At 70.6% G+C, this 25,775-nt stretch carries 23 protein-coding genes; 11 read left to right on the top strand and 12 right to left on the bottom strand.

The annotated features are described in order from the left end of the window. Positions 1–31: 31 nt before the first annotated feature. Positions 32–3,085, bottom strand: coding sequence for an excinuclease ABC subunit UvrA (gene uvrA, locus OHA73_RS12975; RefSeq protein WP_267070836.1), 3,054 nt, complete (start codon positions 3,083–3,085; stop codon positions 32–34). Positions 3,086–3,393: 308 nt separating this feature from the next. On the opposite strand from uvrA, the gene OHA73_RS12980 reads away from it, so the two are divergent. Next, entirely contained in the window at positions 3,394–4,119 is a 726-nt protein-coding gene (locus tag OHA73_RS12980) for a maleylpyruvate isomerase family mycothiol-dependent enzyme (protein ID WP_266720851.1), read from the top strand. Positions 4,120–4,128: 9 nt separating this feature from the next. Beyond that, a complete protein-coding gene (locus tag OHA73_RS12985) occupies positions 4,129–4,785 on the top strand; it encodes an MBL fold metallo-hydrolase (RefSeq protein ID WP_266720850.1) in 657 nt (218 codons plus the stop codon). 45 nt (positions 4,786–4,830) lie between these two features. Here the strand turns inward: OHA73_RS12985 and aroQ are convergent, their stop codons facing one another. From aroQ to OHA73_RS13025, 8 genes are all read right to left on the bottom strand, one after another. After that, positions 4,831–5,304: a type II 3-dehydroquinate dehydratase gene (gene aroQ, locus OHA73_RS12990; protein ID WP_266720848.1), complete on the bottom strand. Its 474-nt coding sequence runs from the start codon at positions 5,302–5,304 to the stop codon at positions 4,831–4,833. Between the two features lie 84 nt (positions 5,305–5,388). Beyond that, on the bottom strand, positions 5,389–6,489 hold the full coding sequence (locus OHA73_RS12995; protein ID WP_266720846.1) for a calcium:proton antiporter: 1,101 nt from the start codon (positions 6,487–6,489) through the stop codon (positions 5,389–5,391). Between the two features lie 80 nt (positions 6,490–6,569). Then, positions 6,570–6,872 (bottom strand): hypothetical protein, encoded by a 303-nt coding sequence (locus tag OHA73_RS13000; protein WP_266720844.1) that lies wholly within the window; start codon positions 6,870–6,872, stop codon positions 6,570–6,572. A gap of 129 nt (positions 6,873–7,001) precedes the next feature. Next, positions 7,002–7,991, bottom strand: a complete 990-nt coding sequence (locus tag OHA73_RS13005) for a TerC family protein (protein WP_266720842.1) — start codon at positions 7,989–7,991, stop codon at positions 7,002–7,004. 234 nt (positions 7,992–8,225) lie between these two features. Then, complete coding sequence (locus OHA73_RS13010) at positions 8,226–10,124, bottom strand: TerD family protein (protein WP_267070832.1); 1,899 nt, start codon at positions 10,122–10,124, stop codon at positions 8,226–8,228. 10 nt (positions 10,125–10,134) lie between these two features. Beyond that, entirely contained in the window at positions 10,135–10,701 is a 567-nt protein-coding gene (locus OHA73_RS13015) for a TerD family protein (RefSeq protein ID WP_443063209.1), read from the bottom strand. Between the two features lie 189 nt (positions 10,702–10,890). Next, positions 10,891–13,032 carry an excinuclease ABC subunit UvrB gene (uvrB, locus tag OHA73_RS13020; protein ID WP_266720836.1) on the bottom strand — a complete coding sequence of 714 codons (2,142 nt, stop codon included), beginning with the start codon at positions 13,030–13,032 and terminating at the stop codon, positions 10,891–10,893. A gap of 64 nt (positions 13,033–13,096) precedes the next feature. After that, entirely contained in the window at positions 13,097–13,945 is an 849-nt protein-coding gene (locus tag OHA73_RS13025) for an MHYT domain-containing protein (RefSeq protein WP_266720834.1), read from the bottom strand. Between the two features lie 270 nt (positions 13,946–14,215). Here OHA73_RS13025 and OHA73_RS13030 point away from each other — a divergent pair, with 270 nt between their 5' ends. The 3 genes from OHA73_RS13030 (at position 14,216) to OHA73_RS13040 (ending at position 17,050) form a co-directional block, all read left to right on the top strand. After that, entirely contained in the window at positions 14,216–15,091 is an 876-nt protein-coding gene (locus OHA73_RS13030; protein ID WP_443063065.1) for a glycerophosphodiester phosphodiesterase, read from the top strand. Between the two features lie 41 nt (positions 15,092–15,132). Beyond that, positions 15,133–15,705, top strand: coding sequence for a methylated-DNA--[protein]-cysteine S-methyltransferase (locus tag OHA73_RS13035; protein WP_327655108.1), 573 nt, complete (start codon positions 15,133–15,135; stop codon positions 15,703–15,705). 133 nt (positions 15,706–15,838) lie between these two features. After that, entirely contained in the window at positions 15,839–17,050 is a 1,212-nt protein-coding gene (locus tag OHA73_RS13040) for an MFS transporter (RefSeq protein WP_327655109.1), read from the top strand. A gap of 43 nt (positions 17,051–17,093) precedes the next feature. Here OHA73_RS13040 and OHA73_RS13045 read toward each other — a convergent pair whose 3' ends face one another. Then, a complete protein-coding gene (locus OHA73_RS13045) occupies positions 17,094–17,468 on the bottom strand; it encodes a cupin domain-containing protein (RefSeq protein ID WP_266720828.1) in 375 nt (124 codons plus the stop codon). 206 nt (positions 17,469–17,674) lie between these two features. On the opposite strand from OHA73_RS13045, the gene fdhA reads away from it, so the two are divergent. The 3 genes from fdhA to OHA73_RS13060 all read left to right on the top strand — a co-directional run bounded on the left by fdhA (position 17,675) and on the right by OHA73_RS13060 (position 20,907). Beyond that, the gene (gene fdhA / locus OHA73_RS13050; protein WP_266720826.1) at positions 17,675–18,901 is read left to right on the top strand and encodes a formaldehyde dehydrogenase, glutathione-independent; all 1,227 of its coding nucleotides are present in this window, start codon (positions 17,675–17,677) and stop codon (positions 18,899–18,901) included. A gap of 174 nt (positions 18,902–19,075) precedes the next feature. Next, a complete protein-coding gene (locus OHA73_RS13055; protein ID WP_327655110.1) occupies positions 19,076–19,981 on the top strand; it encodes a pseudouridine-5'-phosphate glycosidase in 906 nt (301 codons plus the stop codon). Next, the gene (locus OHA73_RS13060) at positions 19,978–20,907 is read left to right on the top strand and encodes a carbohydrate kinase family protein (protein WP_327655111.1); all 930 of its coding nucleotides are present in this window, start codon (positions 19,978–19,980) and stop codon (positions 20,905–20,907) included. The genes OHA73_RS13055 and OHA73_RS13060 overlap by 4 nt, the downstream gene beginning before the upstream one ends. Before the next feature lie 611 nt (positions 20,908–21,518). Here the strand turns inward: OHA73_RS13060 and OHA73_RS13065 are convergent. Continuing rightward, complete coding sequence (locus tag OHA73_RS13065; RefSeq protein WP_266720820.1) at positions 21,519–22,316, bottom strand: methyltransferase domain-containing protein; 798 nt, start codon at positions 22,314–22,316, stop codon at positions 21,519–21,521. A gap of 173 nt (positions 22,317–22,489) precedes the next feature. On the opposite strand from OHA73_RS13065, the gene OHA73_RS13070 reads away from it, so the two are divergent. Then, the gene (locus OHA73_RS13070) at positions 22,490–23,617 is read left to right on the top strand and encodes a magnesium and cobalt transport protein CorA (protein WP_266720818.1); all 1,128 of its coding nucleotides are present in this window, start codon (positions 22,490–22,492) and stop codon (positions 23,615–23,617) included. 60 nt (positions 23,618–23,677) lie between these two features. Here the strand turns inward: OHA73_RS13070 and OHA73_RS13075 are convergent, their stop codons facing one another. After that, positions 23,678–24,319 (bottom strand): uridine kinase, encoded by a 642-nt coding sequence (locus tag OHA73_RS13075; RefSeq protein ID WP_327655112.1) that lies wholly within the window; start codon positions 24,317–24,319, stop codon positions 23,678–23,680. A 35-nt stretch (positions 24,320–24,354) separates the two neighbouring features. Between OHA73_RS13075 and OHA73_RS13080 the strand changes: the two genes are divergently transcribed. Together OHA73_RS13080 and OHA73_RS13085 are read left to right on the top strand one after the other, a co-directional pair. Then, positions 24,355–25,224: a DUF2293 domain-containing protein gene (locus OHA73_RS13080; RefSeq protein ID WP_327655113.1), complete on the top strand. Its 870-nt coding sequence runs from the start codon at positions 24,355–24,357 to the stop codon at positions 25,222–25,224. A gap of 61 nt (positions 25,225–25,285) precedes the next feature. After that, the gene (locus OHA73_RS13085; protein ID WP_266720813.1) at positions 25,286–25,771 is read left to right on the top strand and encodes an anthrone oxygenase family protein; all 486 of its coding nucleotides are present in this window, start codon (positions 25,286–25,288) and stop codon (positions 25,769–25,771) included. The last annotated feature ends 4 nt before the right edge of the window (positions 25,772–25,775 follow it).

The following is a 25,775-nucleotide window of genomic DNA, read 5'->3' on the forward strand; positions in this document are numbered from 1 at the left end:
TCGCTCGTCCACCGGCGGGGCCGGACCTCTGTCAGGCCTTGCGGGCCTTCCCGGTCGCCTTCTTGGCGGCGGGCTTCTTCGCCGCGGCCTTGGTGGACTTGACCGCCGTCGCCTTCTTCGCGGCCGGCTTGGCGGCGGCCGCCTTCGCCGTGGCCGTCTTCTTGGCGGGCGCCTTCGTCGCCGCCACGGTCTTCTTCGCCGCCTTACGGGGGCGCGCCGCGGGCACGGCCGCGTCGCTGACCCGGTCGGCGCCGAGGACATCGCGCAGGAACTTGCCGGTGTGGCTCGTCGGGACGGCCGCGACCTCCTCCGGAGTGCCCTCCGCGACGACGAGACCACCGCCGCTGCCACCCTCGGGGCCCATGTCGACGATCCAGTCGGCGGTCTTGATCACGTCGAGGTTGTGCTCGATGACGATGACCGTGTTGCCCTTGTCGACGAGGCCCGAGAGCACCGTGATGAGCTTGCTGATGTCCTCGAAGTGCAGACCGGTCGTCGGCTCGTCGAGCACGTACACCGTGCGGCCCGTGGAACGCTTCTGCAGCTCACTGGCGAGCTTCACGCGCTGCGCCTCACCACCGGAGAGCGTCGGCGCGGGCTGCCCGAGCCGGACGTAGCCGAGGCCCACGTCGTTGAGCGTCCTGAGGTGCCGAGCGATCGCCGGGACGGCCTCGAAGAAGCTCAGCGCCTCCTCGATCGGCATGTCCAGGACCTCGGAGATGGACTTGCCCTTGTAGTGGACCTCAAGCGTTTCCCGGTTGTAGCGCGCACCGTGGCAGACCTCGCACGGGACGTACACGTCCGGCAGGAAGTTCATCTCGATCTTGATGGTGCCGTCGCCCGAGCAGTTCTCGCAGCGGCCGCCCTTGACGTTGAAGGAGAAGCGCCCCGGCAGGTAGCCGCGGACCTTCGCCTCGGTCGTCTCGGCGAACAGCTTGCGGACGTTGTCGAAGACTCCGGTGTACGTCGCCGGGTTCGACCGCGGGGTGCGGCCGATGGGCGACTGGTCGACGTGCACGACCTTGTCGACGAGGTCGTCGCCGTCCACGCGCGTGTGCCGGCCGGGAACGGAGCGCGCCCCGTTCAACTCCCTTGCCAGGTGCGTGTACAGGATGTCGTTCACCAGCGTCGACTTGCCGGATCCCGATACGCCGGTGACGGCCGTGAGGACGCCCAGCGGGAACGACACGTCGATGTCCCGGAGGTTGTTCTCCTTGGCGCCGTGCACGGTGAGGCGGCGTCCCGGGTCCACGGGCCGCCGGATGTCCGGCATCGCGATGGCCTTCTTGCCCGCCAGGTACTGGCCGGTCATCGACTCGGGGTTAGCCAGCAGCTCCTTCAACGGACCGCTGTGCACGACCTTGCCGCCGTGCTCGCCCGCGCCGGGGCCGATGTCGACGATCCAGTCGGCGACCTTGATCGTGTCCTCGTCGTGCTCGACCACGATGAGCGTGTTGCCCATGTCCCGGAGCCGGACGAGCGTCTCGATGAGCCGGTGGTTGTCGCGCTGGTGCAGACCGATGGACGGCTCGTCGAGCACGTACAGGACGCCGACGAGTCCTGAACCGATCTGGGTGGCGAGCCTGATGCGCTGGGCCTCGCCGCCGGAGAGGGTGCCCGCCGCGCGGTTGAGCGACAGATAGTCGAGGCCGACGTCGACCAGGAAGCGCAGCCGCTCGTTGACCTCCTTCAGGACGCGCTCGGCGATCTTCTTGTCGCGCGCGTTCAGCTTCAGCTCGCTCAGGAAGTCGGCGCAGTCGCTGATGGACATGGCCGAGACCTCGGCGATCGACTTCCCCATGACCGTGACGGCCAGGATCAGCGGCTTCAGTCGCGTGCCCTCACAGGTCGGGCAGGGCACCTCGCGCATGTAGCCCTCGAAGCGCTCGCGGCTCGCGTCCGACTCGGCCTCGCTGTGCCGGCGCTTCACGAACGGGACGGCGCCCTCGAAGGGCGTCGTGTAGCGGCGCTCGCGCCCGTACCGGTTGCGGTAGCGGACCTCGATCTGCGTCTTGTGCCCGTTCAGGAGCGCCTTCTTGGCGCGCTGCGGGAGGCCGGCGAAGGGGATGTCCGTACGGAAGCCGAGCGCGTCCGCGAGGGCGCCGATGAGGCGGCCGAAGTAGTCCTTCGTGTGCCCGTGCGACCACGGGTGGATGGCCCCCTCGTCGAGCGACTTGTCCTCGTCGGGGACGATCAGCTCGGGGTCGACCTCCATGCGCGTACCGATGCCGGTGCAGTCGGGGCAGGCGCCGAAGGGCGAGTTGAAGGAGAAGGAGCGCGGCTCCAGCTCCTCGAAGGACAGGTCGTCGTACGTGCAGTACAGGTGCTCCGAGTACATGCGCTCGCGCTCCGGGTCGTCCTCGGGGAGGTCGACGAAGTCGAGCACGACCATGCCGCCGGAGAGGCCGAGCGCGGTCTCCACGGAGTCGGTCAGGCGGCGCTTGGCGGAGCTCTTCACGGTGAGGCGGTCGACGACCACCTCGATCGTGTGCTTCTCCTGCTTCTTCAGCGTCGGCGGCTCGGACAGCTGGATCGTCTGCCCGTCCACGCGCGCGCGGGAGTAGCCCTTGGTCTGCAGGTCGCTGAAGAGGTCGACGAACTCGCCCTTGCGCTCGCGCACGAGCGGCGACAGGACCTGGAAGCGGCTGCCCTCGGGCAGCTCGAGGACCTTGTCGACGATGGCCTGCGGCGACTGGCGGGCGATGGGCCGGCCGCACTCCGGGCAGTGCGGCTTGCCGACGCGCGCGAAGAGCAGGCGCAGGTAGTCGTAGACCTCGGTGATGGTGCCGACCGTGGAGCGCGGGTTGCGCGACGTGGACTTCTGGTCGATCGAGACGGCCGGGGAGAGGCCCTCGATGAAGTCGACGTCCGGCTTGTCCATCTGGCCGAGGAACTGGCGGGCGTACGAGGACAGCGACTCGACGTACCGGCGCTGCCCCTCGGCGAAGATCGTGTCGAACGCGAGGGAGGACTTACCGGAGCCCGACAGACCGGTGAAGACGATGAGGGAGTCGCGCGGGAGGTCGAGCGAGACATTCCGAAGATTGTGCTCGCGCGCGCCACGGACGATGAGACGGTCGGCCACGCCGGTCCGCACCTTTCTTGAGAGACAAGTGACAGGGGCGGGCCCCCGTCTCTCGAGGTCTGACTCTCAAGGGCGCTCACGCCACGATCGAGGCGGAGCAGCCCTGAGAAGACTGTCCTTCGAAGACTAGAGGGAGCCACTGACAACGCCGGTCGGATTCCCTGGGTGGTAACAAACTCGACCCACCAGAACTTCCAGCATGCCCGACGCCGCCCTCGACCATATAGCACGTACATTCGATTCACGCGGATCGTAGGCCTTCGTAGGCCACCTTCACCCGAACGTGTGGCGGGGCTATCGTCGGCGCCATGAGTGATCATGTGCGCGACCTGGCGTCAGTACGCGAAGCGACCGACCGGCTGCTCGCCGCGGTCGGCACCCTGGACAACTCCACTGTGACCGAGCCGTCACGGCTTCCGGGGTGGAGCCGCGGGCACGTTCTCGCCCACCTCGCCCGTAACGCGGACGCGCTCGTCAACGTCCTCGAGGGCCGCCCCATGTACGAGAGCGCCCGCTCCCGCGACGCCGACATCGACCGGGACGCCCCGCGCGGACTGCGCGAGCAGCTCGGCGACGTACAGGACAGCGCCGAGCGCTTCCAGCGTCTGGGGGCCGAGGACGCCGACTGGGCCCGCACGGTGGAGCTGCGCAACGGTGTGAAGGATCTCGCCTCGAACGTGCCGTTCCGGCGCTGGATCGAGGTCGAGCTGCACCACGTGGACCTCGGGATCGGATACGAACTGGAGGACCTCTCCGCCGAGTTCACCCAGCGGGAGATCAACTTCCTCGCGAAGCGGTTCCGCGACCACCCCGGCCTGCCGCCCCTGCTGATCAAGCAGGACGACGGCCGGATGATCTCCACGGGGGCCGTTCAGGCGCTCACCCTTGAGGAGATCAAGGCCGACGCTCCCGTCCCACTCGGCATCGTCATCCGGGGCCGCCAGGCGGACCTCCTGGGCTGGCTCGCGGGCCGCAGAGACGGCGGCGCCCTCACCGTCGACCGGGGCTCCCTGCCGCCCCTGCCCCCGCTATAGGCTGAATCCATGACGTACAGCGGAGCGGTGAAGGTCGGCGGCCCGGCGGATGTGCACGAGTTGCAGGACCTGATGATCTCCAAGGTCGCGGTCGGGCCGATGGACAACAACGCCTACTTGTTGCGCTGCCGCGCGACCGATCAGCAGCTCCTGATCGACGCGGCCAACGAGCCGGAGACGCTGCGGCACCTCATCGGCGAGGACGGCATCGGGGCCGTCGTCACCACGCACCGGCACGGCGACCACTGGCAGGCCCTCCAGGAGGTCGTCGAGGCGACCGGCGCGCGCACGTACGCGGGGCGCGAGGACGTCGAGGGGATCCCGGTGGCGACGGACGTCGCCGTCGCCGACGGGGACACGATCGAGTTCGGTCGGATCACGCTCACGGCCCGCCACCTGGTCGGCCACACGCCCGGTTCGATCGCCCTGGTCTACGACGACCCGCACGGCCACCCGCACGTCTTCACCGGTGACTGCCTGTTCCCGGGTGGCGTGGGCAACACGTGGAAGGACCCCGAGGCCTTCGCGAGCCTCATCGACGACGTGGAGACGAAGATCTTCGGCACGCTGCCGGACGAGACATGGGTCTACCCCGGCCACGGGGGCGACACGACGCTGGGCGCCGAACGTCCCCACCTCCAGGAGTGGCGCGAGCGGGGCTGGTGACTTGTAGGCGGGCCGTTTCGCCGCGGCCCGCCCTGTAGCGGCGTTTTACGCCTGCGCCGTCCCCGGTGCGGCGAGCGCCGCCACCCGCTCGACGCCGAACGCGTATCCCTGCACGCCGCATCCGGCGATCACGCCGTCGGCGCGCAGCGATACGTAGGAGTGGTGCCGGAACTCCTCGCGCTGGTGGATGTTGGAGATGTGGACCTCCACCACCGGCATGCCGTCACAGGTGTTGAGCGCGTCCAGGATCGCCACGGAGGTGTGCGAGTAGGCGGCCGGGTTGATGACGACGCCCACGTGGTTCTCGCGCGCCTCATGGATCCAGTCGACGAGCTCGCCCTCGTGGTTGGACTGCCGGAAGTCCACGGTGGCGCCGTGCGCGGCAGCCGCCTTCACGCACAGGGCCTCGACGTCGGCGAGGGTGTCGCGGCCGTAGATCTCAGGCTGGCGCTTGCCGAGCAGGTTCAGGTTCGGGCCGTTGAGAACCATGATCGGGGCGTTGGCGAGCGTGCGCGGCACGAGGGACCTCCGTAGAAGAGCGTTTGCTCCTTGAGGGTCTATCACGGCGCCACTACCTCCCGAAGGGCGGTGGGTAGAGGGCGGTCAGGGCGTGACGGCGAGCTCGATGTACGCGGCGAGGATCACCAGATGGACGCCGCCCTGCAGCGGTGTGGCACGGCCCGGAACGATGGTGAGGGTCGCGACCACCATCGTCAGCGCGAGCAGCACCATGTGGGTGGCGCCGAGCCCGAGGACGAGCGGCCCCGTCAGCCAGTACGAGGCGATGGCGACGGCCGGCACCGTGAGGCCGATGCTGGCCATGGACGAGCCGAGCGCGAGGTTGAGGCTGGTCTGCACGCGGTCCCTGCGAGCCGCGCGGAGCGCCGCGATCGTCTCGGGCAGCAGCACGAGCAGCGCGATGATCACGCCGACCACCGCCTGCGGCATGCCCGCCGCCTCCACCCCCTGCTCGATCGTCTTCGAGACGCCCTTGGTGAGTCCGACGACGGCGACGAGGGCGAGCCCGAGCAGGCCGAGGCTGAACAGGGCGGTCCGAGTGCTCGGCACGTCGGCGTGGTCGTCCGCGTCGATCACCTCACCGTGCTTGGTGATCGGCAGGAAGTAGTCGCGGTGGCGCACGGTCTGCGTCGCGACGAAGAGCCCGTACAGGACGAGCGCGGCGACGGCCGAGAAGACCAGCTGGGAGGTGGAGAACTCCGGGCCGAGCTTGCTGGTGGTGAAGGTCGGCAGGACCAGGCAGAGCGTCGCGAGCGTGGCCACGGTGGCGAGGGCTCCGCCGGTGCCCTCGGACTGGAAGATCGCCACGCGGTGCCGCAGCGCGGCCGCGAGCAGGCTGACGCCGACGATGCCGTTGCAGGTGATCATGACGGCGGCGAACACGGTGTCGCGGGCGAGTGTGGAGCTCTTGGCCCCGCCGTCGGCCATCAAGGTGACGATCAGCGCCACCTCGATGATCGTCACGGCCACCGCGAGCACGAGCGAACCGAAGGGCTCACCGACCCGGTGGGCGACGACCTCCGCGTGGTGCACGGCAGCGAGCACGGAGGCCGCGAGGACCACCGCGACGACGGCGACCACGGCCCCCGGCAGCTCGCGCCCCCAGGTGAACGCGAGCAGCACGATCGCGATCAGCGGCACCACCACGGTCCACTGGGTACTCAGCGCCCGCACTCTGGTGATCATTCATCGATGGTGCCGGTGGCGCGGCGGGGGCGCGACTTCGGCGGTGGCGGCGGACGGACGCAGGGCACCGGGAGCGTAGGTCACTTGAGTTCGCGGATGTCTTTGAGGTCGCAGTTGATGAAGGCCGGCGGGCGGGTGCACAGGGCCGAGAGGCGCTGGTTGAGCTCGGCCACCTCGGGGCGTTCGTTGCTGCGCATCGCGTCCTCGTAGGACTCGAACTCGATGACCGCGAGATAGCGGCCCGTGGTGTCCCGGTCCTTCAGCATCATGCGGTGCGTGGGGCCGCCCGATACGCCCTTCATCTGCTGCTCGAACGACTCGAGCAGCTCCCGCATCTCGCCGAACCGCTGGGACTCGAAGTCGATGATCTGGACGAACTTCATGGGGGCCTCCCCCGTCGTGCCCTCGCGCCCCTGCGGGACGCGCTCAGGACACAACGAAGCACCGGGAGGGGCACGCGGCAATCGGCCGCGCACCGCTCCCGGTGCTGGTAATTCCTACGCTCGACGCCGTCAGGCCTCGATGCTGTCCTTCTGAGCCTCTTCGGCCGCGTCCCTCTCGGCCTGCTTCTTCGAGGCGATGAGGCTGGTGATCGTCGTGATGATCAGGACGCCGCAGATGACGGAGAGCGAGACCGGGATGGAGATCTCCGGTACGTGCACCCCGGACTCGTGCAGCGCGTGCAGGACCAGCTTCACGCCGATGAAGGCGAGGATCACCGACAGGCCGTAGCTGAGGTGGACCAGCTTCCTGAGCAGGCCACCGATGAGGAAGTACAGCTGGCGCAGGCCCATCAGCGCGAACGCGTTCGCCGTGAAGACGATGTACGGGTCCTGGGTCAGGCCGAAGATCGCCGGGATCGAGTCCATCGCGAACAGCACGTCGGTCATACCGATGGCGAGCATGACGACCAGGAGCGGCGTCATGACCTTCTTGCCGTGCTGCCGGATGAAGAGCTTCGTGCCGTGGTACTGGTCCGCGACACCGAACTTCTTCTCGATCGACTTCAGGACGCGGTTCTCGTCCCAGTCCTCCTCTTCCTCGTCGGACATCGCCTCCTTGATGAGCTTCCAGGCGGTGTAGATGAGGAAGGCACCGAAGATGTAGAAGACCCACGAGAAGTTGGCGATGACCGCCGCGCCCGCCGCGATGAAGATCGCTCGCAGAACCAGGGCGATGAGCACACCGAACAGGAGCACACGCTGCTGCAGGTGGGTCGGGACCGAGAACTTCGCCATGATCAGGATGAAGACGAAGAGGTTGTCGACACTGAGCGACTTCTCCGTGATGAAGCCCGCGAAGAACTCACCGCCGGCCTGGCTGCTCCCCCAGATCATCACGCCGACGCCGAACAGCGCGGCGAGCACGATCCAGACGATGGTCCAGATGCCCGCTTCCTTGATCGATACGTCGTGGGGCTTTCGCCCGATGAAGAAGTCGACCGCAATGAGGGCGCACAGACCGAGAACGGTCAGCACCCACACAGTCATTGATACGTCCACTACTGCGCCTCCGGCGTCGTACGGCTACTGATCAGCGTCGTCGCTGCCGGAGGTCTCTTCCACCCGAGCGCCTTGGCGCGTCTCGGGCCGGCGCCCCGGGATCGACCGCCTTCTGGCCTGTCGTCCGTACTGACGGGAACGCCGCGTTGGAGTACTCCCCTCCGCGTCAAGGAGCGTACTAGAAACACCCATGGAAGGTAAAGGGGAAGGTAAAGTAGTCACCAAGTTCGCAGGTCAGAGGCCCCTCTGCCGACGGGCTTTCGTCACCTCCGCGAGCACCTGCCGCAGGATTCCGCTGCCCGGCGGGACCGTCGACGGCTCGTACGTCCATGCGTGGCCCACCCACGGGTCGGCGAGGTGTCCGTCGGGCACGGGCGTCAGGCGCAGCAGCGCGCGCCACAGCGGGTCGAGCAGCGGTCCGTACTCGGCGGCGTCCTCCCGGTCGGCCACGACCATCAGGTGCACGCCGACCGGCGGCCCCTCGTCCGCGAGGTAGCGCAGCCGGTTGATGTCCCGGTCGTCGAAGCCGTGCGGAAAGTCGTGCACGACCAGGAGCTGCTCGGCGACGTCCAGGTCCGGTGGCAGCGCGTCGGCCGCGCCCGCCCGGGCCGCCATCTGTACGAGGTCCACGCGCTCGGTCAGCCGGGTCAGCGTGTCCGCGACGCCCGCCGCGCCCCTGGCCGGCGGACCGGCGAGCACGCCCGCGTCCACGAGCGGCGCGAGCGCGCCCGCAGCGGTGCCCGCCGGGTCGATGACGTGCACGCTGAACTCGCCCGCCGGGTAGGCCGCGAGCAGCCGGGCCGCATGGAGGACGGCGGTGTGGGCGGCACGCGCGCGTAGTGCGTCGGCGTCGGCGAGGCCGTCGGCGGCGGACGGCCCCGCGTCGATCCACAGTCCGCGCTCCAGCGGCAGCCGTACGAGCATCGGGATGCGCAGCCCCACGCTCTCGCTCTCGGGCAGGCTCAGCTCCCCGAGACGGACGGCCATGGGGGTCTCCACGGGGCTGCGGTAGGCGTGCCAGCAGGGGCTGTCCCAGCCGGCGTACGCCGCCGGGAGGGCGGGCTCGACGACCTCGCCCTCGGCGGCGAGCTGCGCCAGGTCCCGGTCGAGCGCTTCCCTGGCCCGGTCGACCAGGGCGCCGTGCCTGGCGCGGGCGGCCTCGCGCGCGGCGTCGCCCCGGCCGTCGAGGCGGCGGCGTGGATCTGCGGAGTCGGCGAGGAGCCCGTCGAGCTCGCGCTCCAGGCGGGAGTCCGCGAAGTCGACGGCGCTGCGGTACGCGGCCGTGGTGCGGGCCAGGTCCTCGAACATGCCCCACACCTGGTTGTAGAGCCGCTCCTCCAGGGACCAGCCCGCCGCGTCCCCGGCGACCGGCGTTGCGGGCTGCTGCGCCGGCGCGGACGGTACGGGTTCCCGGCGGCCGGGGTGCGTGTAGTCGATGGGGTCGTCCGGTGCCGCGGTGGGAACGGTCGCGGGGGCGGCCGGGGGCAGGGCGCCGGAGGCGTGGCCCGCGGTGGCCGCCGCGCGGACGTGGGCCCCGTCCGCGGTTTCCGAGGTACGCGGCGGGGGCGCCACCGCGCGGTCGCGGCCACGGGCGACGGCGTCATGGATGGAGCCCGCGAGGGCCTGCGCGTCCGGCAGGCCCTGGTCGGCGAGGAGCCCGGCGAGGCCCTCGGCATAGCCCTGGCCCACGGCGCGCACCTTCCAGGCGCCGTGCCTGCGGTAGAGCTCCAGGGCGACGACGGCCGACTCCGTGTCGAGGTCGGTGATCGTGTAGCTGGCTTCCTCCGCGCCGTCCGGCCCCCTGACGGCGACGAACGGGGCCGCCGCGGCGCCGAACCGTGCCGGACCGGCGTCGCTCACGGGCAGCGCGAGCAGCACGGTGACGCGGTGCACGTCCTGCGGCAGCGCGTCCAGGTCGACGGCCAGGCGGTGGTCGGCCGCGGCCTGGCGCGGGACTTCGAGGCCCGGCAGCGCGGGCGCGCCGGGGTGGGCGATCCGGTCCGCGCCCCGCACGGCGCCCCGGTCGTCGGCGAGCGTGGCGCCCGCGACGACCGGGTGGCCGGCCGACACCCGGATCTCCAGACGGGTCTGGGTGAGGGGGTGGTTCTGGCCCCTCACCAGTTCGGCCGCCATCGTGGGTCCGCTACAGGCTGGGCAGGATCGAGGGCATCAGGTCCTGGAACGTGCGGCCGTTGGCCGCCTCGCCCAGGGCTGTCATCTTCCAGCCGGGGCCCGCACGGTGCACCTTCGCCATGATCTGCGCCGTGTACTTGCCGCCGCCGTCGAGCGTGTAGCGGGCGAGCTCCTGCCCGTTCGTCTCGTCGACCAGGCGGCAGAACGCGTTCTGCACCTCCTGGAAGGTCTGCCCCGTGAAGGAGTTGACCGTGAAGATGATCTGGTCGATATGGACCGGGACACGCTGCAGGTCGACGACGATCGACTCGTCGTCGCCGCCCTGTCCCGCGCCGCCGACCAGGTTGTCACCGGTGTGCCGCACCGAGCCGTCGTCGCTGACGAGGTGGCGGAAGAAGACCACGTCGACAGGCTGCTTGTCGGCGAAGAGAACCGCTGACGCGTCGAGGTCGATCTCGCGCGTGCGGGTGCCGAACAGGCCGCGCCGAGGGGCCGCCTGCCAGCCGAGTCCCATCCGTACCGCGGTGAGGGTTCCCCCGCCCTGCTTCTCCAGGCTGATGGCCTGACCCTTGGTCAAGTCGATGCCCACGCGCTGTCCCCTCTCGAACCGTCCCCTGTTGCCGCGCCATATGCGCGGTGAGGGCCTGTCGTTTGGATCAGGCCCTGGTCCAAACCCTAGAGGGCGGCACTGACAACGCCGCTACCACGGGCGGGGTTTTGTGGCGGTCCTGCAACACACCCCCGGCACCCCGCCCGTCGTGGCAGGTCAGGCGATGCCTGCCTCCTTCATCTGCCGCAGTTCCTTCTTCATCTCCGACACCTCGTCGCGCAGCCGTGCCGCGACCTCGAACTGCAGGTCCGCGGCGGCGGCCCGCATCCGCTCGGTCATCTCCTCGATCTGCTCGGACAGCTCGGCCGCGGGACGGTCGGTGGGAACCGTCTCGTCCGCCTTGCCGCGCTTCTTCTTGGCCGGTGCCTTGTCCGCCTTGCCGGCCGCTGAGACGGGGGTCTTGGCTCCCTTTCCGTCCTTGCCGCCCTTGCGGTAGCCGCTGCCGAGCAGTGCCTCCGTGTCGACGTCCTCGCGCGCGATGGACGCCACGATGTCGTTGATCTTCTTACGGAGGGGCTGGGGGTCGATCCCGTTCGCCTCGTTGTACGCGACCTGCTTCTCCCGGCGGCGGTTGGTCTCGTCGATGGCCTTCTCCATCGCCGGGGTGATCTTGTCGGCGTACATGTGGACCTGGCCCGAGACGTTTCGCGCCGCGCGGCCGATCGTCTGGATCAGCGACGTGCCGGAGCGCAGGAAGCCCTCCTTGTCGGCGTCGAGGATCGCGACCAGGGAGACCTCGGGCAGGTCGAGGCCCTCACGCAGCAGGTTGATGCCGACCAGGACGTCGAACTCGCCCGCGCGCAGCTCGCGCAGCAGCTCGACACGGCGGAGCGTGTCGACGTCGCTGTGCAGGTAGCGCACCTGGATGCCGAGCTCGATGAAGTAGTCCGTGAGGTCCTCGGCCATCTTCTTGGTGAGCGTGGTGACCAGGACGCGCTCGTCCTTCTCCGTGCGCATACGGATCTCGTGCACCAGGTCGTCGATCTGGCCCTCGGTGGGCTTCACGACGACTTCCGGGTCGACGAGGCCGGTGGGGCGGATGATCTGCTCGACGTAGCCGTCCGCGCGCGCGAGCTCGTACTTGCCGGGGGTCGCGGACAGGTAGACGGTCTGGCCGATGCGCTCCTGGAACTCCTCCCACTTCAGCGGGCGGTTGTCGAGCGCGGACGGCAGCCGGAACCCGTGGTCCACGAGCGTGCGCTTACGGGAGGCGTCGCCCTCGTACATGGCGCCGATCTGCGGCACGGTGACGTGCGACTCGTCGATGACGAGCAGGAAGTCGTCCGGGAAGTAGTCGAGCAGCGTGTTCGGCGGGGAGCCGGGCTCGCGGCCGTCGAAGTGCATCGAGTAGTTCTCCACGCCGGAGCAGGAGCCGATCTGGCGGAGCATCTCGAGGTCGTACGTGGTGCGCATGCGAAGGCGCTGGGCCTCGAGCATCTTGCCCTGCTTCTCGAGCTCGGCGAGGCGCTCCTCCAGCTCCTTCTCGATGTCGTTGGCCGCGCGCTCCAGGCGCTCGGGGCCGGCCACGTAGTGGGTCGCCGGGAAGATGTACAGCGAGTCGTCGTCGCTGATGACCTCGCCGGTGAGGGGGTGGAGGGTGGAGAGCGACTCGATCTCGTCACCGAACATCTCGATGCGGACCGCGAGCTCTTCGTAGACGGGGAAGATCTCGATGGTGTCGCCGCGCACCCGGAACGTGCCGCGCTGGAACGCCACGTCGTTGCGCGTGTACTGGATGTCCACGAAGCGGCGCAGCAGGTCGTCCCGGTCGAGCTCGTCCCCGACCTTCAGGGAGACCATGCGGTCCACGTACTCCTGCGGAGTACCGAGGCCGTAGATGCAGGAGACGGAGGCGACCACGACGACGTCCCTGCGGGTCAGCAGCGAGTTCGTCGCGGAGTGGCGCAGGCGCTCCACCTCCTCGTTGATCGAGGAGTCCTTCTCGATGTACGTGTCCGACTGCGGCACGTACGCCTCGGGTTGGTAGTAGTCGTAGTACGAGACGAAGTACTCGACCGCGTTGTTCGGAAGCAGCTCGCGGAACTCGTTGGCCAGCTGGGCGGCCAGCGTCTTGTTCGGCGCCATCACGAGCGTGGGGCGCTGGAGCTTCTCGATCATCCACGCCGTGGTGGCGGACTTGCCGGTGCCGGTCGCGCCGAGCAGGACGACGTCCTTCTCGCCTCCCGTCACGCGCTTCTCCAGCTCGGCGATGGCCGCGGGCTGGTCACCGCTGGGCTGGTACGGGCTGACGACCTCGAAGGGTGCCACCGTGCGTTCGATCTTGGATACGGGCCGCATGGAATCAACCGTACGACCCACCACTGACAACCGGGCCCGAACCACTGTCAGGCCCTATGGGTCACTAGTCCTGCGGTGCGCGCGAAGCCGATCGCCCGAGGGGGCGGCGCAGGCGCGAGGCGGCCGGCGCGGGGGTCCCGAGCCGGTCCTTCGCCGCTCGGCTGTCACGCCAGTCGGGGCGGCCCGTGACCAGCATCGGGTCGAAGACGACGACCACCCCGGCCAGGAGCAGGAAGCTCAGCGGGCCGATCAGCATGGGGGCGAGGATGGCGGTGGCCGGGTCCCCTCCGAGGGAACCGGCGGCATCGGTGTGCGCGTGGACGCTGACTCCCGCCATCGCCATGTAGTGCATCCCCGATACGGCGAGCCCCATGACCATGCTGGCGCCGAGGCTCCACATGATGCCCCGTACCTGGACGGCCGCCCACAGGGCGGCGGTCGAGGCCGCCATGGCGATCACCACTGAGGCTGCCACGGTGAACGTGTTGTAACTGATTGTCCCGTGAAGGCGCATTCCAGCCATTCCCAGGTAGTGCATCGATGCCACTCCGAGGCCCGTGATGGTGCCTCCGGTGAACAGAGCGGTGCCGGTCGCGCCCTTGTAGCCGACGATGAAGACGCCAATGCCGACCATCAGGATGGCCAGGCCGAGGCTCGCGAACGTCGTCAGCGGGTCGTAACGGATCGGCATGCCCTCCACGCTGAAGCCCATCATCGCGATGAAGTGCATGGTCCAGATCCCGGAGCCGATCGCCGCGGAGCCCAGCGCGAGCCATCCGACCCGCCAGGTGTTGGCGACGAGCAGGGATCTGGTGGTGCAGCGCAGTCCCAGGGCCCCTCCGAGGCAGGCCATGAGATACGCCACCACCGGGGTGACGAGCCCGTAACTGAAGCCGTCCACCGAGCCCTGCATGCGTGACAGCCCTTCCGCCTGGATTTCCGTGAGATGTGCAGCTCGTCCCTTCGCGCGCGGCGGCCGGAGCGACCGCGGGTGAGGCAGAGATTAAAGCGCACACGGGAACGTCCGAACGATTTTCCGGCAAAGAAACCGGCCGCACGACACGGGGGTCGACCGCACTTGAGTGACTCCATTCAACTCGTGACCATCCTGCGCCTACTTTTCGTTCGCTCTCAGCTGTCAATCTCGTACAGTCCGTGATCCCACGACGTATGAGGAGCACACGTGCACGCACGCGCAGCAGCCGCTCTGACCTCAGTGGCGGGCTCCGTCGTCATCGGTGTCCTGGTCCTGCCGACCGCCGCACAAGCCGCCCCCGCACACAACAGAACCGCGGTCGTCGCCCACCGCGGGGCCTCCGCCTACGCCCCCGAGAACACCCTGGCAGCCATCGACAGGGCGCACGCCCTGGGTATCACCTGGGTCGAGAACGATGTGCAGCGCACCAAGGACGGCGCCCTGGTCGTCCTCCACGACACCACGCTGGCCCGCACCACCAACGTCGAGCAGGTCTATCCCGACCGCTCCCCGTGGAACGTGGCGGACTTCACCTCGAACGAGATCGCCAAGCTGGACGCGGGCAGTTGGAAGGGCGTCGAGTACACGGGCGCCCGGATCCCGACGCTCCACGAGTACCTGCGGCGCGTCGACCGCAACCATCAGAAGCTGCTCATGGAGATCAAGTCGCCCGAGCTGTACCCGGGCATCGAGGGCCAGATCCTGCGCGAGCTGCGCAGGGACGGCTGGCTGGACTCCTGGGACGTCAAGCACCGGCTGATCATCCAGAGCTTCAACGCGGACAGCATGCGGACCCTGCACGCGCGGCGCCCGGACATCAAGACGGGCTTCCTCGGCACACCCGCCGTGTCCGAGCTTCCCGCGTACGCGAAATTCGCCGACCAGATCAACCCCTCGCACACGACGATCTCGGCGGACTACGTGAAGGCGGTGCACGCGCTCAAGGGCCCGCACGGCAAGCCGCTCGAGTCCTACACCTGGACCGTCAACGACGCGAAGACCGCGCAGCAGGTGGCCGGCTTCGGCGTCGACGGAATCATCAGCAACGCCCCTGACGTGGTGCGGGCGGCCGTCGGCGGCTGACCCGCCGGGCGTTGTCAGTGCCCGGCCGTACCGTGGTCGGCATGAACGCCACTGGACCAAGCGAGACCACTCCCGCCGCGCCGCGGCAGGCCGTGTGGGCCGTCGTGCGCAGTGACATCGGCCCGCTGCTGCTCGCCGCGACGGACGCCGGTCTGGTGAACGTGGTCTTCCACGCCACCGACGCGGTGCGGGACAAGGCACTCGACCGGCTCGGCTCCCGACTCGGGACCGAGCCCGTCGAGGCGCCCGAATCCCCCCTGCTCGCCGAGGCGATACGGCAGTTCGCGGAGTACTTCGCCGGCCGTCGGCGCGAGTTCGATGTGCCGCTCGACTGGTCACTGATCTCCGGGTTCAACCGGGAGGTGCTGCGCGAGCTGTTCGCCGGGGTGCCGTACGGGGCGGTCGTCGGGTACGGGGATCTGGCCCACCGGGTCGGACAGCCCGGAGCCGCGCAGGCCGTGGGCCTGGCGATGGGGTCGAATCCGCTGCCGGTCGTGGTGCCGTGCCACCGGGTCGTGGAGCGCGACGGCGGGATCGGCGGCTTCGGGGGCGGACTCGAGACGAAGCGGAAGTTGCTCGCGCTGGAAGGGGTGTTGCCCGAGCCGTTGTTCTGAGACGGTCCCGGGGCGGGGCGGATGCCTGCAGTCCGCGGGTTGATCGGGGCGGGGGTGTGCGTTGAGCACGGATGAGGGGCGGCTCGATCGGCCGAAGGCCGCGGAACCGGGGCCTGGGCCGGGGGTCGGGCCGGTGCAGCAGCGTACGCAGCGGGTGCTCGTCGCCTCGCAGATACTGGGCGGGCTCGGGACCGCCACCGGGATCGCGCTGGCCGCCGTGCTCGCCAAGAAGGTCAGCGGGGACGAGGCGCTCTCCGGCCTCGCGTCCACGGCGAGCGTCGCGGGGACCGCGGTCCTGTCGGTGCCATTGGCGGCGCTGATGAACGCGCGCGGACGGCGGGCCGGTCTCGTACTGGCCTATCTGATCGGCACGCTGGGGGCCGTGGTCACCGTCGTCGCCGCGGCGATCGGGAGCTTTCCGCTGCTGCTCATCGGCCTGATGGGATTCGGCGCGGCCTCGTCCGCCAACCTCCAGGCCCGGTATGCGGCGGCCGACCTGGCCGAGCCCGACCGGCGGGCCCGCGCCATCTCGACCGTCGTCTGGGCCACCACCATCGGCGCCGTCCTCGGCCCGAACATAGCGGCGCCCGCGGGCCGCAGCGTCTCCGGACTCGGCATACCGGCGGAGGCCGGGCCGTTCGTCTGGGCGGCCGGGGTGTTCCTGATATCGGCGGCCGTGGTGCACGTACTGCTGCGCCCCGACCCGCTGTTGACCGCGCGATCCCTGGCTCCCGCCGAGGATCAGTCGCCTGCCGCGCGCTCCATACGGGCGGGGTTCGCGGCCGTGTCCGCGTCCCCGCGCGCCCGGCTCGCGCTGGTGACCGTGGCGGTGTCGCACACGGCGATGGTGTCCGTCATGTCGATGACCCCGGTGGACCTCGAACACCACGGCGCGGGCATCGAGTTGATCGGGCTCGTCATCAGTGGGCACATCGCAGGCATGTACGCGTTCTCGCCGGTGATGGGCCGTCTCGCCGACAAGTTCGGGCGTCTCACGGTGATCGGGCTCGCGGTGGGCCTGCTCGCGTGCGCGGCGCTGCTCGCCGGGACCGCGGGCGGGCACCACGGGCAGAGCGCGGCGGCCCTGTTCCTGCTGGGGCTCGGCTGGTCGGCCGGGCTCGTCGCGGGCTCCGCGCTGCTCACCGACTCCGTGCCGCAGGCCGCGCGGGCCGCCGCGCAGGGGCTCTCCGATCTGACGATGAGCCTGTCGGCGGGCATCGGCGGCGCGGCGGCGGGCCTCGTGATGGCGACGGCGAGCTACGCGTGGCTGAACCTGGCCGCGGCGTGCCTGCTGCTCCCGCTCGGGGCGTTGGCCCTGTTCACGCGGCGGGCCCGACACCCGTAGCGGGACCCAACACCCGTAGCGGGAGGGGACGTTCGTACGCGGGTCAGCTCAGGGTGATGTGGTACGCCTTGCGCAGCGTCTCGTGCACGGTCCACGTCGTCCGGTCGCCCTCGCGCAGCACGGCGGCCGTGCCGGGGCCGAGCTCCAGGCTCTCGCCGCCCTCGACCGCGACGGTGGCGCGGCCGCTGACGACCACGAACAGCTCGTTCGCCTCGGTGTCGGTGACCACGCCGGGCGTGATCTGCCAGATGCCGCGCAGCTGCTTGCCGTCGGCCGACTCCCACAGCACCTTTCCGGTCACCTCGGGGGCGCCGGAGGCGATCTGGGCGGGGTCGAGAGGCTCGGGTTCGAGGTCCACGTCCGGGACGTGGACGGCGAAGGAGCCGAGGGCGGTTGCGGGTCGATCGTTCGTGGTCATGGCCAGTCACCGTAGATGACCTGCGCCCCTCCTCTCACTGGACGGCCTGTGCCGTACGGGCCCCGCCGACTGGACGGCTCGTCGAGGCTTCAACAACCCGTCCCGGAGGGCTCCTCAGAACGCCGTTTCGGTAGCAGACTCCGCCATGCGCACAGCCGGAGCATCCCGCAGAGCGAGTCACGGAGCCGAAGGGACGGCGATCAGGCATGAGCGGAAACAGGGCAGTCGCATATCTCAAGCCGGGAGCGGTGGAGGTCAGGACCATCGAGCACCCGACGCTCGAGCTGAAGGACGGGCCGGGGGTGGCGTCGGCGAACGTGGGCCGGACCTGTCGGCACGGCGTGATCCTCAAGGTGCTCGCCACCAACATCTGCGGCAGCGACCAGCACATGGTGCGCGGCCGCACCACGGCGCCCGAGGGCCTCGTCCTGGGGCACGAGATCACCGGCGAGATCGTGGAGAAGGGGCCGGACGTCGAGTTCCTGGACGTCGGGGACATCGTCTCCGTGCCGTTCAACATCGCCTGCGGGCGGTGCCGCAACTGCAAGGAGCGCAAGACCGGCATCTGCCTGAACGTCAACCCGGCACGGCCCGGGGCGGCTTACGGCTATGTCGACATGGGCGGCTGGGTCGGCGGTCAGGCCGAGTACGCCATGATCCCCTACGCGGACTTCAACGCGCTGCGCTTCCCCGACGCCGACCAGGCGCGCGAGAAGCTCCTCGACCTGACCATGCTCTCCGACATCTTCCCGACCGGATTCCACGGCGCGGTGACGGCGGGCACGAAGGTCGGTTCGACCGTGTACGTGGCCGGGGCCGGGCCCGTCGGGCTCGCGGCGGCGGCATCGGCGCAGCTCCTTGGCGCAGCCGTCGTGATCGTCGGGGACATGAACGCCGAACGGCTCGCGCAGGCACGGAGTTTCGGCTGCGAGACGGTCGACCTCACGCGCGGCACGGTGGAGGAGCAGGTCGCCGAGATCCTCGGCGTCCCCGAGGTGGACGCGGCCGTGGACGCGGTCGGCTTCGAGGCCCGCGCACACGGTCCGGACGCGCCCGAGGCGCCGGCCACGGTCCTCAACTCCCTGATGGGGCTCACGGCGGCCGGCGGCGCGCTCGGCATCCCGGGCCTGTACGTCACCGACGATCCGGGCGGCGTCGACCAGGACGCGCGCACCGGAACGCTGAAGGTGCGGCTCGGCCTCGGCTGGGCGAAGAGCCACCAGCTCACGACGGGGCAGTGCCCGGTGATGCAGTACAACCGGGGCCTGATGATGGCGATCCTGCACGAGCGCGTGCACATCGCGAAGGCCGTCAACGCGACCGTCATCGGCATCGAGGACGCGCCGCGCGGCTACGCGGAGTTCGACCAGGGCGCGAGCCGTAAGTACGTCCTCGATCCGCACGGTGTGTTGAGCGGCGCCCGACCGGTCTGAGGCCGGGTCTGAGGTCGGTCCGAGGTCGGTCGGCCGAGGAATGTGGGCTCCACGCGCGCGTGGGGCCCACATTCCGGTTCATGGAGCGTTTGGGGGCAACACGCGTCCGCCAGGGATGTCAGTGGAGCGGGGGAAGATGTCAGAGGTGGCAGTCAACTGACCGGAGGCGGAGGCATGTTGATCGTTTCGGAGGAGGTGCGGGACGCGGTCGGGGCGGGGCGCCCGGTGGTGGCTCTCGAGTCGACGATCATCGCGCACGGGCTGCCGAGGCCGCGCAATCTGCGGGTCGCGCACGAACTGGAGAAGGTCGTACGCGACGAGGGTGCCGTGCCCGCGACGATCGCGGTGCTCGACGGGCGGCCGCATGTCGGCCTGGACAAGCAGCAGTTGGAGCGGGTGGCGAACGACGACGCGATCCGCAAGCTCAGCCACCGCGATCTCCCACCGGCGGTGGCGACGGGCGCGAGCGGCGCGACGACCGTCTCGGCGACGGCGCTGCTCGCGTCGCAGGCCGGGGTGCGGGTGTTCGCCACGGGTGGGCTCGGCGGGGTGCACCGGGGGTGGACGCAGACGCAGGACGAGTCGGCGGACCTGGGTCTGCTCGCGCGGACCCGGATCACCGTGGTGTGCGCCGGTGTGAAGTCGATCCTGGACGTGCCCGCGACGCTGCAGCGCCTGGAGACCCTGGGGGTGTCCGTGGCGGGCTATCGGACCGAGCGCTTCCCCGGCTTCTATCTCGCCGACTCGGGCGAGCCGGTGGACTGGACACTGCGCTCTCCGGGTGAGGTGGCGGCTGTGATGCGCGCCCAGGACGACCTGGCCGCGGGCGATTCGGCGTTGATCCTCGCCAATCCCGTACCGGAAGCGGAGCAGTTGGATCCGGCGTTGCACGCGCGCGTGCTGGAGAGCGGGCTGCGGGAGTGCGAGCGGCAGGGCGTCGGCGGGCAGGCCGTGACGCCCTTCTTGCTCGACTACTTGGCGCGGCGGACGAAGGGCGCGTCCTTGGAGGCCAACCTGGCGGCCGTACGCGGGAACGTGCGGCTCGCCGCGCGCGTCGCGGTGGCCTGGGCCGCGGTGTGACGGGGGCCGGCGGCGGGGCGTTGCTGGTGGTCGGCGACGTCGTGACGGATGTCGTCGCGCGGCATCGTGGGCCGCTTGCGACGGGCACGGACACGGCGGCCTCGATCCGTACGGTGCCGGGTGGCGCCGGGGCCAACGTGGCGTGCTGGGCGGCGTACCAGGGCTGCCGGGACGTGGTGCTGCTCGGGCGGGTCGGCGTGGACTCCGCGCGGTGGCACGAGGAGGAGCTCGTACGGTGCGGGGTGCGGCCGCGGCTCGTGGTGGACGCGGAGGCGCCGACCGGGGCGGTGATCTGCCTCGTGGATGCCGGTGCCGGGGGTGAGCGGACGTTCTTGGCGGACGGTGGGGCTTCGGTGCGGGTGGGGCCCGAGGACTGGTCGCCGGAGTTGCTCGACGGGGTCGGGCTGCTCCATCTGTCCGGGTACCTGTGCTTCTCCGCCACCGGGCGGGAGTTGGTGTCCGCAGCCGTGGCCGATGCACGCGCGCGTGGTGTGCCGGTGAGTCTGGATCCGGCGTCGACCGGGTTCCTGCGGGAGCTCGGGGTCGAGCGGTTCCTTGCGCTGGTGGACGGGGTGGATGTGCTGGTGCCGAGCCGGGACGAGGCGGTGTTGCTGAGCGGGGAGCCGGGGGCGGAGGGGGCGGCGGCGAAGTTGAGCGGGCGGTTTCCCGTGGTGGTGGTGAAGGCGGGGGCGGCGGGGGCGTGTGTGGCGCGGGGCGGGGTGGTCCGCGAGCGGGTGGGCGCCGCGGCGGGGGTGGTGGTGCGCGATTCCACGGGGGCGGGCGACGCCTTCACCGGAACGGTCCTCGCTGCGCGGCTCCGGGGTGCGGGGTGGCGGGAGTCCGTGACTGAGGGGTGCCGGGCGGGGGCGGTGGCGGTGGGAGTGGTGGGCGGGAGGCCACCTGGGTGGTCGACCGGGCCCGCGTGACTGCTGCGTGGCACCGGGGTCGTTGAGCTGTATCGGGGCGGACGCCCACGGTGGCCGACGCGCGGCACCGGAGTTCGACGCTTTGCCGAGGTGGGCGCCTGTCGTTCTGGTTGCGCGGCACCGAGGTCCGCCGCTTTGCCGGGGTCGGCGCCTGTCGTTCTGGTTGCGCGGCACCGAGGTCCGCCGCTTTGCCGGGGTCGGCGCCTGTCGTGAGGGATGCGCGGCACCGGGGCGCCGCCTTGCCCACCCTGCCGCCCAAGGCGGCAGATTGCCCAAGGCCGCGCCGGCACCCCGTCGGGCCGACGCCCCCGGAGGGGGCGGGCGGGTGGGAGATGGGCCGGAGCCGGGCGATTGCCTGCGGGCGGGCGGGACAACTCAAGCCCCGCTCTGGGACGAGACTCGCGGGGCCGGGGCAGAGCCCCGAGGCCGTAACGCCGATTCGGCACCATCAGCCCCGCCGGCGATTGAGGCGCAGGGGCCGGGGCGGAGCCCCGTGGCGTAGGGCGGTCGGGCGCAACAGGCGGAGCCCCTGGGCGTAAGGCGATCCGCCGCAACAGGCAAGGAGCCGTATCGCGGCGGATCGGTCCAGGCCCCGCCGGAGGCGAGCGCGCCTACCTTTTGCCCCACGCCGAGATCAGCGGAGCCGTCGCCAGGTCCATCGTGCCCTCGGCCACGTTCGCCAGATGCTGGTCGATCTCGGCGTCCGTTGCCAGGCCCGCCGTCACGAGCTGCTCGCGGATCTGCCCGACCGTCGCCGTCTCCAGCGCCGTACAGGCCGGCGACGCCAGCGGAAAGTACGCGTCCGCCTCGACCTGCCGCAGGCCCGCCGCACGCAGCAGCCCCGGCAACTTGCGGCCGTACGACAGGTCGGCGCCACGCTCAGCAAGCAGGGAACGGAAGCCGTGCCGCAGGCGGTTGGCCAGCTCCTGCGCGGGCCCCGCCTCGTCCGGGCAGAGCAGGGGCTGAAGCGCCGGGTCGGCATCCTCGATGAGCAGCCGCCCGCCGGGGCGAAGCGCACGGATCATCGACGCCAACGCCCGCTCCCGGTCCGGGACATGGACCAGGACGAGCCGCGCGTGCACCAGGTCGAAACTCTCCGCGGGCGGCTCGTCGACACCGATGTCGTGGCGCCGCACCTCGACGGGCGTCCGCGGCGTGGCGGTCTGCCAGGACGTGTCGATGTCGGTGGCGAGGACCCGCCCGGTCGGCCCGACCTTCCGCGCGAGCCACGAGACCACCGACGTACCACCTGCCCCGACCTCCCAACAGCGCCAGCCGGAACCGATACCGAGACGCTCGATGTGCCGGAACGTCGTGGGGTCGAAGAGGACCGAGAAGGCGTCGAAGCGCCGCCCCGCCTCCGGCTGCTGGTTGTCGAGGAGGTACGCGTGCTCGCCTGATCGCATCATGAACCGATCATCCCAGCCCAATCGTTGGATACGGGACATTGCGCAGCGGAGCGGAGCCTTCCGTTCCCACAGGGGTGGACGCACTGTCGGTGACCGCTGGCAGACTGGCCCACCAAGTCATCTTCGCGACGGAATCGCGATGGAAAGCGGATGGGAAACGGGAGGGGCCGAGCATGTCGATGGCGGGCAATCTGCGGAAGGTCGGCGGTCTGCGCAGGGTGGGCAGCCTGCGCAAGGTCGCGCGGCTCGCGAGGCGGACGCCCAAGGTCGACCTGAGCCACCCGGCGCGCTCCCCGCTGGGCTCCGCGGTGGTCAACTGCGTGACCTATCGGGACGGCGTGCGCGAGTCGGGCGGCAGCGATCTCGTCGAGTCGGTGCGCGCGGTGCGCAAGGCGGCGGACGGATTCGTCTGGCTGGGGCTGCACGAGCCGTCGGAGCTGGAGTTCGCGGACATCGCCGAGATGTTCGACCTGCACCCCTTGGCCGTGGAGGACGCGGTGCACGCGCACCAGCGCCCCAAGGTGGAGCGGTACGGGCAGACGCTCTTCGCGGTCCTGAAGACGGTCTGCTACGTCGACCACGCGGAGCTCACCGCGACCAGCGAGGTCGTGGACACCGGCGAGATCATGGTGTTCCTCGGCCAGGACTTCGTCATCACGGTGCGGCACGGCCGGCACGGCTCCCTCGGCCCCGTGCGCGAGCGCATCGAGGCGGACACGGAGCAGCTGGCCAAGGGCCCGGCGGCGGTGCTGCACGCGATCGCGGACAACGTCGTCGACGACTACCTGACGGTGATCGACGAGGTCCAGGCGGACATCGACGAGGTCGAGGCGGACGTCTTCGCGCCGAACGGCGCGAAGGCCGACCCCGGCAGGATCTATCAACTCAAGCGCGAGCTGCTCGAGTTGAAGCGGGCCGTGGTGCCGCTGACCCGGCCGATACAGGAACTCTCGGGGCGCCCCTTCCCCGCCGTGCCGCCGGAGATACAGGCGTACTTCCGCGACGTGTCGGACCACTTGCTGCGGGCGGCGGAACAGATAGCGTCCTTCGACGAACTGCTCAACTCGATCCTCCAGGCGCATCTGGCGCAGGTGACGGTCGCGCAGAACGAGGACATGCGCAAGATCACGGCGTGGGCCGCCATCGTGGCCGTGCCGACGATGGGCTGCGGCGTCTACGGCATGAACTTCGAGAACATGCCGGAGCTGCACTGGCGGTTCGGCTATCCGCTGATGATGTCCGTCATCGCCGTGATCTGTTTCGTCGTCTACCGGGGATTCAAGCGCAACGGCTGGCTGTGAGCCGAAGAACCGCACGCGCACAGGGCCGCACGGGCCCCACGGCCGCACCGCGCGGGACAGTCACCCGCTCCACGCCGGGTGGCGCGGGTCGTCCGCGCGGATGACGACGTCGGCGCTCGCCGCGGGGTCCGTCTCGGAGTCGTAGCGCTCGAAGGCCGGGAGCGTCCACTGCTCGGACTCGGCGGTACGTCGTCGCAGCGCGCCCTGCGACAGGCTCACGTGAACGGTCAGGTCGAAGGGGAACCAGTGGTGCAGGAGGAGGGGGCCGTGCATCAACAGCACTCCGCCGGGCGGGAGTTGGACGTATCCGCTGCGGGTCGCGCGGTCCGCGACCGGGTCCCACAGGTCGGGCAGGACGCGGCCCGTGCCGTCCGGTTGGAGCGGTCCGAACACCTCGCGCCACAGGGCGCCCGTGTCGAACCAGCCGCTGTAGTACGCCTCGACGTCCTGGTGCCCGTACTCGAACCGGAGCGAGGCCGGGCGCAGAAAGCCTTCCGTGCCGACCGTGAGCGAAGACCGGCCGCGGACGCGCAGGGCCTCGGAGACGAGCGCCGCGAGTTCATCCGGGCGGGCGGCCTGTGCTCCGTCGAGGGCGACCTTCACCCACGGGCCGCCGTCGGCCGGCTTCAGGTCGAGCAGCCGCTCGGCGAGGGTGTCGCCGAGCCGTTCCCAGGTGATCGCTTCAAGTCGCACGCACTCCATGATGCAGGGCACGCCCGGGCGGGCATCACGCCCGTATGACCAGAGCCACCCCACCACTGCCCAGAGCCACCCCACCACTGCCCAGAGTCGCCCCGCCGCAGGCCGCACACACCACCCCCGCACCGGTCCTCGCGCGCAGCCCCCTCGTCTTCCAGCCGGTCAAGCGCAAGCGGTGCGGCGCCTGCCGTCGGGGGCCGCTCGGGCTCCTGACCCTGGAGGGCGGGCAGCCCCGCTGTCTGGACTGCGCCGACCTGGGGCACCTCGTGTTCCTGCCGCGCGGGGACACGGCGCTGACCCGCAGGGCACGCGAGGAGAGCGCGCTCTCGGCCGTCGTCGTGCGCTTCCATCGGCGGCGTGGGCGGTACGAGCGGCAGGGCGTGCTCGTCGAGGAGCAGGCGCTCGCGCGGGCCGAGGCGCGCTGTCTGGCCGACGCGGAGGCGCGGGCCCGGCGGCGGGCGCGGGACGCGGCGCGGCGGGCGGCGCAGGACGCGGTGTTCGTGGCGGAGTTCGCGGCGCGGATCCGGCGGCTGTTTCCCGGTTGCCCCGAGGACCGGGCGGCGGCGATCGCCGCGCATGCCGGGGCGCGCGGGAGCGGGCGGGTGGGCCGGAGTGCGGCGGGCCGGGCGCTTTCGGAGGGTGCGGTCGCGGCCGCGGTGCGGGCCGCCGTGCGCCATGTGGACACGCCCTACGACCGGCTGCTGATGGAGGGCGTACCCCGGAGGGAGGCGCGGTCCCGGGTGACCGAGGCCGTGGCGGCGGTACTGGACGGGTGGCAGGGGCCCACTCCCGCCCCATCCACCGCTCCCGACCCGTACGCCACCGGCACCCCCGCCACCCTCGACAGCTCCACCGCTCTCACGGCACTCCACGAAACCGCCACAACCGGCACCGTTCGCTCAATGTAATCGTGAAATCACTGTCCACAACCGACAAACTGCGGCATGATCCCTCTTGTTAGGGGGGCGCATGATCGAAGGTCCGTATTTCGCACTGGTCGTGCTGGGGGCGGTCTGGTGCGGGGTGAGCTCAGGGGTGTTCATCGCGTTCTCCACGTTCGTGATGCGCGGCCTTGGCGCGCTGCCCGCCGCGCAGGCGATCGCCGCGATGAACGCCATCAATATCGCCGCCCTCGCGCCGCCGTTCATGGTCGTCTTTCTCGGCGCCGCGGTGCTGTGCGCGGTGATCGCGGTCGTGACGTTCGTGCTCTGGCCCGAGGCCGGCACCGTCGAGCTGCTTCTCGGCTGCGCGCTGTATCTGGCGGGCACCTTCGGCGTGACGGTGCTGGCGAACGTGCCGCGCAACGCTGCGCTCGCCGGCCTCTCCGGCGACGAGGAGTCCGAGAGCAGCGCCGCGCAGTGGCGGACGTATCTCGCCGAGTGGGTGCGATGGAACCACGTACGGGCCGCGACGGGCGCCGCCGCCTCGGGCCTGTTCGTGCTGGCCCTGACGTGAGCTG

This window comes from Streptomyces sp. NBC_00483, from assembly GCF_036013745.1.
Classification (GTDB): Bacteria; Actinomycetota; Actinomycetes; order Streptomycetales; family Streptomycetaceae; genus Streptomyces.